Annotated in this window: 8 protein-coding genes and 2 tRNA genes; 6 read left to right on the forward strand and 4 right to left on the reverse strand. The window is 44.2% G+C overall.

All coding sequences use genetic code 11. From position 1 onward, the window contains the following. The first annotated feature begins 14 nt into the window (after positions 1-14). The 3 genes from CAG60_RS03505 to CAG60_RS03515 all read left to right on the forward strand — a co-directional run bounded on the left by CAG60_RS03505 (position 15) and on the right by CAG60_RS03515 (position 1,990). The gene (locus CAG60_RS03505; RefSeq protein ID WP_004394701.1) at positions 15-1,160 is read left to right on the forward strand and encodes a flagellar assembly protein FlgT; all 1,146 of its coding nucleotides are present in this window, start codon (positions 15-17) and stop codon (positions 1,158-1,160) included. Between the two features lie 98 nt (positions 1,161-1,258). After that, positions 1,259-1,335: transfer RNA gene (locus CAG60_RS03510), tRNA-Arg, on the forward strand. A 148-nt stretch (positions 1,336-1,483) separates the two neighbouring features. Further along, the gene (locus CAG60_RS03515; RefSeq protein ID WP_004394700.1) at positions 1,484-1,990 is read left to right on the forward strand and encodes a hypothetical protein; all 507 of its coding nucleotides are present in this window, start codon (positions 1,484-1,486) and stop codon (positions 1,988-1,990) included. A gap of 48 nt (positions 1,991-2,038) precedes the next feature. On the opposite strand, the gene CAG60_RS03520 is transcribed toward CAG60_RS03515, so the two are convergent. Further along, the gene (locus CAG60_RS03520; protein ID WP_154170385.1) at positions 2,039-3,022 is read right to left on the reverse strand and encodes an OmpA family protein; all 984 of its coding nucleotides are present in this window, start codon (positions 3,020-3,022) and stop codon (positions 2,039-2,041) included. Positions 3,023-3,401: 379 nt separating this feature from the next. Then, positions 3,402-4,826 (reverse strand): glutamate--tRNA ligase, encoded by a 1,425-nt coding sequence (gene gltX, locus CAG60_RS03525; RefSeq protein WP_161425079.1) that lies wholly within the window; start codon positions 4,824-4,826, stop codon positions 3,402-3,404. A gap of 177 nt (positions 4,827-5,003) precedes the next feature. Here gltX and CAG60_RS03530 point away from each other — a divergent pair, with 177 nt between their 5' ends. Further along, complete coding sequence (locus CAG60_RS03530; RefSeq protein ID WP_161438315.1) at positions 5,004-7,520, forward strand: heavy metal translocating P-type ATPase; 2,517 nt, start codon at positions 5,004-5,006, stop codon at positions 7,518-7,520. Positions 7,521-7,576: 56 nt separating this feature from the next. Here CAG60_RS03530 and CAG60_RS03535 read toward each other — a convergent pair whose 3' ends face one another. Further along, a complete protein-coding gene (locus tag CAG60_RS03535) occupies positions 7,577-10,231 on the reverse strand; it encodes a beta-N-acetylhexosaminidase (RefSeq protein WP_161438316.1) in 2,655 nt (884 codons plus the stop codon). Between the two features lie 443 nt (positions 10,232-10,674). Here CAG60_RS03535 and CAG60_RS03540 point away from each other — a divergent pair, with 443 nt between their 5' ends. Next, positions 10,675-11,550, forward strand: coding sequence for a TraB/GumN family protein (locus tag CAG60_RS03540; RefSeq protein ID WP_158138796.1), 876 nt, complete (start codon positions 10,675-10,677; stop codon positions 11,548-11,550). Between the two features lie 37 nt (positions 11,551-11,587). On the opposite strand, the gene CAG60_RS03545 is transcribed toward CAG60_RS03540, so the two are convergent. Then, positions 11,588-11,664 (reverse strand) — tRNA-Pro (locus CAG60_RS03545). A gap of 602 nt (positions 11,665-12,266) precedes the next feature. Here CAG60_RS03545 and smrA point away from each other — a divergent pair. Beyond that, positions 12,267-12,845: a DNA endonuclease SmrA gene (gene smrA / locus CAG60_RS03550; protein ID WP_004394695.1), complete on the forward strand. Its 579-nt coding sequence runs from the start codon at positions 12,267-12,269 to the stop codon at positions 12,843-12,845. Positions 12,846-12,848 lie beyond the last annotated feature (3 nt).

A 12,848-nucleotide genomic window follows, 5' to 3' on the forward strand; every position in this document is an offset into this window, starting at 1 on the left:
ACTGGTAACTAATAATGAAAAAAAATGTTTCTTTTTTAATCTCAATGCTTTTCATGGCTTTTTTTGCCACCAAAAGTCATGCCGCTTGGTACGAAGTGACTGGCACCGCAACGATCGTTTCCTCTGAAGAGGTCGCTAGATTGCATGCTCTGGAAGATGCGCTGTATAAGGCGGTGAATTTTGCCGGGGCAGACATTGGTAGTATTAGTCATTTAATGCCTTTACTCGAAACCGATAGAAAGGAATATTTGTTTAATAACCATGAAGTTCGTTATATCTCCGTTGAAAATCGTAAGGTTCGCGGCAATGTCATGAAGGTTACGGCTCGTATCGACATTTATCCATCGGCAAGGGCTTGCCACAAAGAACAATACAAAAAGACCTTTTTAGTCGGCAATATTGATCTTGCTTCGCCACAACAAGCGGTGATGGGACAAATTTACACCATCGGTGATGATTTTGCTGATGTCCTCGATAGACAAATCGCTCAGCAATCTCATAGCTTTGTCTCTGTTGGAACCACTGATTACGATATCAATCATCGCAACCCGACTCGCATACAAATGATCGCACAAGATACCGGGGCTCACTATATTATCGGTGGGGTGATTAATGATTTAACAGCAACGATTGAACAGAAGGTTTTGCGAGATGATGTTATTAATCGTCAGTTTGCTCTCGAAATGCAAGTCTTTGATGGCAAAACGGGCAGTGAAATCTTGAGAAGAAATTATCGAGAAGTTGCGAGCTGGCCGTTTGCAAAAACTAGCCAAGTCGATACTCGTAGCGCCCGTTTTTGGGCATCTACCTATGGTCAAATGTTGTTACGGGTGAGCCGGAACATTATGCTAGATCTCGAATCTGAAATCTCTTGTAAAATCACCTTACCAGAAGTCGTCGCCAAATTTGGGCAAACCGTCAGTATCGATCTAGGTCGTATTCATGGCGTGAAAGAAGGGGATAAATTACAACTTTGGCATACAGGATCGTTTATCGATCAGAACGGTTTGCCTCGTAATAAGGTGTCGCAAAGTGATATCACCTTAACCGTCTCGCGTGTCTATGAAAAAAATGCAGAGTTGACGGTTGATCAGCCTGAACTGGCGTCAAGCATTCAGATTGGTGATGTTATGCATAAACAAGTGTCATTTTTAGAATAATTTCGTGACTAACTGGTCATTCAATCAGCGAATACCATCAAAAAAATGCACAATTTGGCGTATTGATGAGATACAATTAATGCGCCAAATTAATCAAAGCTCCCGTAGCTCAGTAGGATAGAGCGGTCCCCTCCTAAGGGACAGGCCACTGGTTCGACTCCAGTCGGGAGCGCCAAGATTGTTCGTTGTCCCCTGCCATTTTTTCGCACAATGTTGACCTGACGTTGATGAAGCTTTTTTTTATTCCTCTAGACTAAATTGACTGTCTCTATTATTTTTGGCCTACTCTTATTATTAACAAAGAACTCTATAGCGTAATCGGCATGACAAAAAGTAATCTCCAAACGAATACTGGCCATCGCTTTATCTCAAAAGCGAAAACGGCTTATAAAGTTCACATCCACACTCCCGATGATACCGTGTTACACCGATCAGTCGGTTATATCCGTTTAGGGGAAGAAAAAGGCTTAAAAAAAGCCATTAAACTGCGTAATGAGCTAGGGCGTGAAATGTGGGGCAAACACTGGCGACGAATTCTCAAAGATCCGTACCTCATGACTCGATTGCCACATAGCCTGGAACCGAAAATTATTTATAAGCCAAGACCCACTAAAGAAAATCCAAACTATCGTGACGCTTGCTATATCGCCGCCTGGCGTGATTACAATGAGCAAGGTGAATGTACCTTTAGAAGTGTCGTTTGTTCAATCAGTAAACACGGTAAACTTGCCGCTTATACGAAGACCAAAAAAGCCTTATTGGATGCTTATAAAGATTGCCTTGATATTTTGATCTTTATGGGCCGCTTAAACAGTATCGACTTAAAATAAGAAAGCTCACCGAAGTGAGCTTTCTTGCTGTATTAATCAACTACATGATTATTGTTTAACTTGATAATCAAACTCTGGAATAGTGATGTCAACCCGACGGTTAAGCTCACGTCCTTCCGCTGTACTATTAGAAGCGATAGGATTCGTCTCCCCTTCTCCTCGCCAAGTCAAGCGAGATGGCTGGATACCCTGCTCAACTAACGCATCCGCAACGGCTTTCGCTCGTTTTTCTGATAACGTTTGGTTGTATGCTGCAGGACCAGTAGCGTCAGTGTGCCCAGTAATTACTACCTTAGCTTGCGGGTATTGATTTAAAAAACGAACCAGCTTAGTCAATTGCTGTTTACTTTCTTGATTTAAACTAACACTATCAAAAGCAAAACTGCTGCTATCAAGTCGTTGGAAGTCATAGGTTTTATTGACGAACACAGGTCCAGTTTCTACGATTTCTTCAACAACAATCACTTCTTCAATCACCGTGACGGGGCGACTTTCAACCACTTGAGTCGGTTGGGCTGCGGCACCAAAACGGTAACTCACACCAAGTGACACGGTGTTAGCTTCTGCTCTGGTTTGATCGTTATTGATATCCGTTAAAACTTGATATTCCGTGCGTAAGGAAACATTTGGGCTGACATTAAATTCTAGACCAGCAGCAGCAAGAAACGAGTAGTCACTTTCATCACCATAATCGACATAAGCACCACCGAGCTTAGCGTAAGCACCGACACTTGGTGATAAAGAAAGAGTAAACTTAGGCGCCAAAGTAATCGCTTTCACTCTATCATCGGCCAATCCGATACCAGTAAATTTGCCAAGCATGTCATAACCCGCTTCCACGGCTAACCATTCATTCAGGTTGTAACCAAGAAAAGCCCCCATGCTGGTATCTCTGTCTTCACAAACCTCACCAGCTCGACAGGAATCATTCAACCATGTTTGTCCTAATTTGCCGCCTAAATATACGTCTGCCATTGCAGAAGAAGACGCCGCCATTAAAGACGCTGATATCATCGCCACTAACTTTTTCATAATCCTTTCCTTTTGACTAATTATTATCATTAGCATGACCAAACCGGATTGTAGCTAACCAACAACAAAACGCTAAGGCCTCCGTTACCAAACGGACCACTGCTGTATCTATTACTCATCGAGAGGTGCCGTTGAGTAACCCACGGTTTAATATCTATTAACCAAGGTCATTTATCAACCGCCAGATTCATAATACCTGAAGAATGTTAAACCAATGTCATGTGAATTAAAAATAAGCAATAACACACACAAAAAATAGAGATTAACCAAATTAAAAGGGGTTAATAATCGTTAATGCGCTGATAACAAACTTGCTCCATAAAAAAACCGCAGCTTCAATCGGCTGCGGTTTCAACACTATGGATTATTCTCAATCGTGTTATGCGTTTGCTTCACGCTCTGCAATAAAATCTAATGCCATTTGAATACGTTGTACTACACGCGCTTTACCAATTAAATGCATAACCACATCAACAGAAGGTGATTGCCCACCACCGGTGACCGCGACTCGTAGTGGCATACCAATTTTACCCATACCAATAGCCAGCTCTTCACACACTTGAGCAATCACTTGATGCAACGCGTCAACACTCCACTCTGGTAATGCGTTAATCTTGGTTAATGCCAATGCCAGTGGCTCTTTGGCAACACCGCGTAAATGTTTTTTCGCGGCATCGGCATCAAACTCAGTGAAATCTTGGTAGAAATAACGCGATTGTTCTGCCAGCTCAACCAAGGTATGGCAGCGCTCTCCAACTAATTTAACCACTTCAGATAGGACTGGACCTTGCTGCTTATCAATACCTTGCTGAGTAAAATGCCACTCTAAATGTTTAGCGACGTATTCAGGATCTGAGGTTTTAATGTAGTGATTATTCAACCATAACAACTTGTCGGTATTAAAAGCCGAAGCCGATTTAGAAATGGCATTAAGACTAAACAGATCGATCATCTCTTGACGAGAAAAAATCTCTTGGTCGCCATGTCCCCATCCTAAACGCACTAAATAGTTGATCAGCGCTTCTGGCAAATAACCTTCATCACGATATTGCATCACCGACACCGCACCATGGCGTTTGGATAATTTGGCTCCATCATCGCCCAAAATCATCGCACAGTGAGCAAATGTTGGAATCGTCGCTCCCATCGCCTGATAAATATTAATCTGACGAGGCGTGTTGTTGATATGGTCTTCACCGCGAATCACATGGGTAATCCCCATATCGACGTCATCTACCACGACACAGAAATTATACGTCGGTGAACCATCGGTACGACGAATAATTAAATCATCCAGTTGATCGTTACGAATTTCAATTCGGCCACGGATTTTATCATCAAAAATCACGCTGCCTTCTTTGGGATTTCGGAAACGAATCACGCATGGATCGCCCTCTTTTGCAGCTTCATTCACCGCTTTGATTTTAGGATGATTGGCATCATAACGAGGCATCTCTTTGTTCGATTCTTGCTCGGCACGAATCTCATCAAGCAGCTCTTTGGAGGCGTAACACTTATACGCTTTATTCTCAGCCAATAGCTGTTCAACCACTTGGTTGTAACGGTCAAAACGCTTCGTTTGATAGTAAGGCCCCTCATCCCACTCGAGGCCCAGCCACGTCATCCCCTCAAGAATCGCATCGACTGCCGCTTGAGTAGAACGCTCGAGATCGGTATCTTCAATACGTAGAACAAATTCACCACCTTGACTCTTCGCATAGAGCCAAGAATATAGAGCGGTACGAGCGCCCCCTACGTGTAGATAGCCTGTTGGGCTTGGAGCAAAACGAGTTTTAACCGTCATTATTGATTACCTTTTTCATAAACTTCAGCCAAAGCTTGGCATGAGCGAAATTTTGCGCGCCATTCTATCACTCCCACTGCACAGACCCAAGAAACTTCAAAAAAGTCATGATCATTCGCTTGACCTTACCTTAAGGTCAAGGTTTATCCTACTTCCAATCAGTCAGGAGAGATAACAATGCATCATTACGCTTTATCTTTATCAGGGTTAAACTGTATGGGCTGCGCGCGCAAGCTAGAGCGCCAATTACACAGTGAGTTTACCCTGCACATCCATTCGTTGTCGCCCACATTCATTGAACTCGATGTAGACACCTCGCTTGATAATCTGCTGCGCTGTATCGAGTCTTTAGGTTATCAAGCGACATTAAGTCAGTCGCTAACAAAAGAGGAAGCCTCGATTACGACGCCAACAACCGTTGGTGACAGCGCAAAAGAACCTATCCCCCTCGAACCGACATCAGCGACAATTAGCACCTATTTATTGATTGAAGGAATGACTTGTGCCAGTTGTGTGGCTTCGGTAGAGAAGGCCCTCACTGCACTTCCCGGTGTTAATAAAGTACAAGTCAATTTAGCCGAGCAAAGTGCATTAGTACTCAGTCAGCAACCACTCACTGAGCAGTTATTAATCGCAGTAAAACAAGCAGGTTATCAAGCTCAATCGGTCGATGATCCTCTTGAACAGCAAACTAAACAGCAACAACAATTGACGATGATGCAACGATTACACCAACGCAACGCGATGATAGGCCTTGTACTTGGTGGCCCGATGATGCTGTGGGGGATGGCTGGCGGTAGCATGATGATCGATAATCGCTATGATCAACTAGGTTGGGGACTGATTGGCGTGGCATGCTTAGCAATGCTCGCCACTGCAGGACGTGTGTTTTTTGTCAATGCTTGGCAAGCACTACTCCACCGTCGAGCCACGATGGATAGCTTGGTTGCTTTAGGAACGGGAGCAGCATGGTTTTATTCGGTGTTAGTGGTTGTCTTTCCTGAATGGTTTCCCGCCGCAGCGCGGCATGTCTATTTTGAAGCTTCAGCGATGATCATTGGTCTTATCTCTCTGGGTCATTATATTGAAACGAAAGCCAAATCAAGAACCACCCAATCGCTGCAAGCCTTAATCAATCTACAGCCACAACAAGCCATCTTGGTGACGGATCAAGGTGAACAAATCATGGCTATTGCTCACATACAGCAGGGTATGATGCTGCGTATTAAACCCGGAGCAAAAGTTCCAGTTGATGGTGTAGTGATCGACGGCGATTCTTATATTGATGAAGCGATGCTGACTGGTGAGCCGATTCCCGCCCATAAAATACCGGGCAATACCGTTTCCGCAGGTACCATCAATCAAGATGGCAGTTTATTAATTGAAGCCACAGGGATCGGTTCACAAACCATGTTGGCTCGTATTATTCAAATGGTACGTCAAGCACAAAGCAGCAAACCTGCCATTGCCAAACTGGCCGACCAAATTTCGGCCGTATTTGTCCCTATCGTGGTGGTGATAGCTTGTATTGCAGCGGCAATCTGGTTTTGGTTTGGTCCAGATCCTAAAGCCAGTTATATGCTCGTGGTCGCAACCACCGTGTTGATCATCGCTTGCCCCTGTGCCCTCGGTTTGGCAACACCACTTTCCGTTACGGTTGGTATCGGTAAAGCAGCAGAAATGGGCATACTGATTCGTGATGCCAACGTTTTACAATTAGCCAGTAACATCGATACTGTGGTTTTTGATAAAACGGGCACGTTAACGCAAGGCAAACCTAGCGTTCAACACGTCGTTAGCTTTGAAGATGACGAATCGGCATTGCTCAGTTTAGCCTTTGGCTTAGAGCAGTATTCAGAGCACCCACTGGCTAAAGCCATTTGCGAATACGCACAGCAGTACAGTGGAACGGCCGCAAATATTGCACAGTTTGAGAATCAGCGTGGTAAAGGCGTTCAAGCGTCTTATCAAGGTGATACGGTACATTTAGGCTCATTAAGCTACATGCAAGAGCTCGCTATCGATCTCAGTGTTGCGCAAAGTACCATTCAATATTTTGCGGATCAGGCATGGACTCCCGTCGCTATCGCTCGACACCAGCAGTTGATTGGGATGATAGCCATTGCTGACCCTATCAAAGCCAGCGCAGCCAAAGCCGTTAAAGCACTACAACAAATGGGGATTCATACGGTAATGCTGACTGGCGATCAGTACAGTGTTGCCGAGTCAATCGCCAAGCAACTAGGTATCGATCAAGTCATTGCCCAAGTCCTACCTGAACAAAAGGCGCAGCATATTGAGCAGTTACAGCATCAAGGCCGGCACGTAGCGATGGTTGGAGATGGCATCAATGATGCACCTGCTCTGGCACAGGCAAATATTGGTATCGCAATGGGCAGCGGCAGTGATGTGGCGATAGAAAGCGCACAAATGACATTACTGAACTCTTCACCGTTAGCCGTCGTCAATGCCATCGACCTGTCTAAAGCGACCTTAAGGAATATGCAACAAAATCTATTTGGTGCTTTCATTTATAATACGCTCGGTATCCCAATTGCGGCTGGAATACTCTATCCGGCATTTGGTTTTTTACTCAGTCCGGTCGTGGCTGGTGCCGCAATGGCTTTATCTTCAATTACTGTCGTAACCAATGCTAACCGCCTTCGTTTTAGCAAAGTACGCTACCATGATTGATGGCTAAACACTCAGAAGATAAAAAAAGCCTCTCGATAGAGAGGCTTGAGCGTATATCATTCGTTTATGACAGTAACCCGACTGAATCGCATTCCGCTTGCCGACGTCGAACGAAGCGCGACTTCGCCACTCACTTGAGGAGGATTGCTAGCATCAAAATCAGACCATTGCTGTCCATCCAATGAATATTGCAGGCTCACACCTGGAAATTGAACATTCATGGCTAAATAGCCATTATCGATACGTGCTCCCGGTACTGGTAGACGGTAATCGATACCCGCTTTTTCAAGCTTCGCCAATTCACGCTGACCCAGCACGTTGGCAAAGCGGTTGTAATCTTGGTTAAGCGCTGCTTGGTTAACAAGTTGGCTGTCTTGTGAATACTCAACCCCTACTTTGTAGTCATTTTCCCACTCAGCTCGGTGCCACGCACGTTCAGCCGCGGCTAATACGCGAGGGAATACCATGTACTCATATTGCTCATCATTGCGCACCGTCTCAGACCAAAGCTGTGCCGATAGACCATAGAAGGGTTTGCCTTGTACTTCACCTTTGCCCATAAAACCATTCCCGTCGCGATCGAGTGAAGTTTCCGCATTTTGTGGCATATTCTCAGGTGCGAAACTGAACATTTTACGCGTATCGGTAGCACGTGTTGCCCAATAGTAGCCGCGCTCTTTTGGATCGGCTTCATACGGCATATCCATATAAACGTAATCTGGGTTAGAAACAATAACGTCATAGCCTTGTTTGGCCCATTCGTAAACCGATGCGCTGCCGCCCCAATATAGAGTGTCCCAGAAGTTAACACGTTTATTCGTGGTGGCGAAAGCTTCTGGACCTTCACTGTACTTCAGACCATCTTGCCACGCTTGGAAGCTTGGGATGCCTTTCTCAGCGACAATTTTAGAGACTTGCTCTGCAAAGAAACTTGGCAGGTGACCAAAGTCGCTTACGGTACCGTCTGCAATCAGTATCTGACATTGTGGCGACTGTGCGAATGGCTTGTCTTGCTTAGCGAGATCTATCGTGCCTTTCCAGTCAACTTTATCTTGAGCGTTTACGTCTTGAAAGCCTGCGCCAAGCTTGATGTTTTTCGCTTCGTCGCCACCAAAGTGCCATGTGGTTAGCGGTGCACCTGCTTCGATGTGCATGGCGGCCACTTCAGAAATCACTTTATCGACAAAGCGCGTTGATGATTCAAGACAAGGATTGATGAAGCTTTGTTTATCATAGAACTGAACCGTGGTCACATTTGAAGTATCTTGCGGATCCATCAAACGGTATTCATTCGCTTGTATTTGCTTACCTTGTGCCATTAATCGCTCGTAACGTGCTTCCATTGAAACCACCGCTGCGCGAGCGTGCGCTGGCATATCAATTTCAGGAATGACTTCAATATGGCGCGCTTTGGCGTACTTAACAATATCGATATAATCGGCTTTACTGAAATAACCAGAGCCAAAGTTATCCGATGTCGGTCCAGAGCCTAGCTGAGGCAACAAGCAATGCTTCTCTTCCAGATCAAAACAACGCTTAGCGCCTACCTCGGTCAATTCTGGCAAACCGGGGATTTCTAGACGCCACCCTTCATCATCGGTTAAATGAAGATGAAGTTTATTCATCTTGTACGCCGCCATTTGGTCTAGCGTAGCTAAAATGGCTTGCTTGGAATGAAAATTACGCGCGACATCAACCATTACGCCGCGATACTCAAAACGAGGAGCATCTTGAATAAACAGCTGTGGTAAAGCATCAGGCTGTTGGCTGTCGATAAGACCAAAGATAGATTGTACTGCGTAAAAAGCACCCGCCTGGTCAAACGCTTTAATCACAATACCGTCGCCTTTGATGGTCAACTCATAAGCCCCTGATTTTGCTAATTCACCAGTGAAACCTGCAGGAACAACCGTAACGCTGACAGGAAGATCACCACGAACATTTATCCCGATCACGGCTGCGCGATGTTGAATTGCGCTGTATTGAGTGACATTGAATGCTTCTTTAGGCAACGCGATACCTGCCGCAATATCCACCACGCCTTGACCCGCTTCAACGAGCATTGGGGTTGGGAGTAACGTAGTGGAAACCTCTTGTTTTGCTAGGTCGGCATTCTGCTCAAAACGCGATATCGCGTTGGCAAAAACGTTATTGTCTTCTGGAGTCCGTTTTAAATTATTACCGTCAATACCGCTCACAAACGAAGCAATATCTTCGGTATTCAGCGATGCAATAAGCCTAGGCTCTGCATTAGGAGCGACCACAAAAGCACCTGGCATAAAATCAGTGTCAAACAGCGTCCAATATTCACCGATGAGTGGTAAAACAACCTCTTCACCCGCCGCAAAACCGGCAAATTTCTCTGTTGGCTCTAGTTTATGTAAATCACCCGTCACGCGAGAAATTTTAAACTGGTCATTCTCCACATCCAAAATCAAGCGAATACTGTGAAAGTAGATAGCCCAGTCTTTCGACTTTATCGCCTCACCTTGATTAAGAAGCGTCATATTAACCTTATTACATGAAGCCCATTCTGCACCGAGAGCTTCACAAGCCAAGCCGTCATTAGCGCCGTGGTTTGTGACGACGTGATATTGAATACCCAAATTGCCCGCCAGTGAATTGACTAGCGCTTGATTAGACGTGCCCATCATTGAACATCCCGCTAATACTGCGGTGACTGAAATGGCGATTACACTCTTGTTCAACATAGAATTACCTTCTTTCGGTTGGAAATACAGGAAGGAGTAAACTCTTTTTCCTCCCTTGATGACGGCATTATCCGATGATTGCCATGATTCATCTTCCAACCATAACGTGAGTTATTTTGCGGCGTAAAATTAATCATACTAAGCAGTGATCACGTTCAAATTTTAGGTTTTATGAAAATAAAAAATCATTATTTATCATTAGGTTAAAGTTAACGTCAAAATCGACACTTCTATTTTGACGAGATTACTGCGATCTCAATCACATCAATGTCATAATCCCACCTACTTATTGAGATAATGATCACTTTTCGTAGCAGCAATCGCTGATCGTCAACTTAAAAATAAAAGTAAATTTGTGATTAAGATCTTAAGTTTATAGTCATTCTGATTATGTTATTTACGCTAGAGTATCTCTTTAACTCAAGTTTAAGGTGAACGCTATTTTGTTGAATTCTCGATTACTCTCTTATTTAGCCATTTTTTTCGCCTTAGGCCTTCATGCTGAGCCACTCTACTGGCAAGCAACAAAAGGAAATTTGTCTTTTGATATCGTTGGGTCTATCCATGTGGGTAAATCATCCATGTACCCCTTGCCGAGCACTTTGTATGAACGCCTCGCAACCAGCAATGGTTTAATTATTGAAGTCGACCTAAGTGATTTGAAGGCTATTACCTATCCAATCCCTTCCGTAACCAGTCAACAAATACTGACCACACAACAATATCGTCAGTTGGATAATATGGCGCAACGACTCAAACAAAACACAGATAGATTGGCCAATCTTCCACCATGGAGTAGCGCGCTACAACTGCAGTTTTTACATCTCCATCAGCTGGGTTATTCTGCAGAACAAGGGGTTGACCTACATTTTATTCGTCAAGCCAAGCAAATCGGTATAACGCTACTTCCTTTAGAGACCGCACAATATCAAATCGATGTGTTAACGAATTTACCTAATGACGGACAAGAGCTATTGATAGCGCTACTCGATGAATGGGAAAACCAACACAGCATGACTGAATGTCTGCTCGAAAGCTGGCAAAGTGGCGATAGCGTAAAGCTAGAACAGCTTTTAAAACAGACGAAGATGTCAGCTGAGATGGAAGATTCATTGATTATCAAGCGCAATCATCAATGGGTAGATAAGCTAATTTCGCCAGACTTTCTTCCTTCATCATCTGGCCATTATCTCGTTGTCGTGGGGACACTTCATTTGGTGGGGAAAGATAATGTATTAACGTTATTGCAAGACCAAGGTTTTGATCTCATTCAACGTAATCAAAGCCAACAAGCAACTTGTTTTCCAGCTAAGCAATAACGAAAAAGCCCCAGCACAATGGCTGAGGCCTTAAATATGGTCGGTGAAGAGGGATTCGAACCCCCGACCCTCTGGTCCCAAACCAGATGCGCTACCAAGCTGCGCTATTCACCGAATTGATTTTTTACTTTAGATTAGCGAAAGAAGAAACTTCTCTGGCCCGCTATTCCTAAACTCAGAGATGCGCGACCAAGCTGCGCCATTCACCGTTCTATGTTGGGTATGTTACCGATTCTTTTTTGTGAAGCAAGTCCTTTTCGACGCTTTTCAATTTTCCGGATGACGTTCGAACAAAACTTAAACAAAGCGAACAAAACGTGACTCAATGCACGCAAACTTAAACATAAATGCAACTAATTAACTACATTTGATCTAGATCAGCGTCAAACCTTGGGCAGGGTTTTAAGGTGTCAGGGTCTTTAAACACTTTGTGAGAAACAGAGACGTCAGACCTAAGTAACGACTGGGTAATGCTATCCGCTTAATCTACAGACGGTCAGCCTCAGGCTACTTTTAGCCAGTTTAGTGGTTTACAAAGTGATCAAGGACAAATCTCCTCACTAGATCGCTTAGCTTCGATTGTTAAATAGTCTCACGCTATGCACCGAAGTAGATAATTTGTCTACTTCGGTTTTTTTTAATAACAAACTGATCAACGCTTTCTCTGCATCGGTATAATCAACTTACCAAGCCAATTGCGAATTTAAGGTGTGATGATGCCTAACGATGATTTAGAACTATTTCAGCAAATGATGGATGATGTGAAACCACTGGCTCACGATGTCGCACAACTTAACAAACCGCATACTATCACCGAAGCACAACTCGCCAAACGCCAAGCAGCCATCACGTTATCGACGCAAGAACCGGATTATCTTTCCATCGATTGCGCCGCCATGCTCAAACCTGATGACATCATTGAATATAAAAAAGCAGGTATTCAGGATGGGGTGTATAAGAAACTCCGCTTAGGTAAATACCCCTTACAAGCACGACTAGACTTACATCGAAAAACCCTCAAACAAGCTCGCGACGAAGTGATTCACTTTATCGCTCAATGCATAAAAATGGACTTGCGAACCGTGCTCATCGTCCATGGTCGAGGGGAGCGCTCTACCCCACAAGCGTTAATGAAAAGCTTTGTCGCCAGCTGGTTAACTCAAATTGATGAAGTACAATGCGCGCATAGTGCACAACGCTTTCACGGTGGAAGTGGTGCGGTTTATCTGCTGTTAAAGAAAAGTAAAAATCAGAAAAGTGAGAATCGAGAACGCCATCAAAAACGGCTTGGTTAAAGT

The sequence above is a fragment of the Vibrio sp. V33_P6A3T137 genome, assembly GCF_009904835.1.
GTDB lineage: Bacteria > Pseudomonadota > Gammaproteobacteria > Enterobacterales > Vibrionaceae > Vibrio > Vibrio metschnikovii.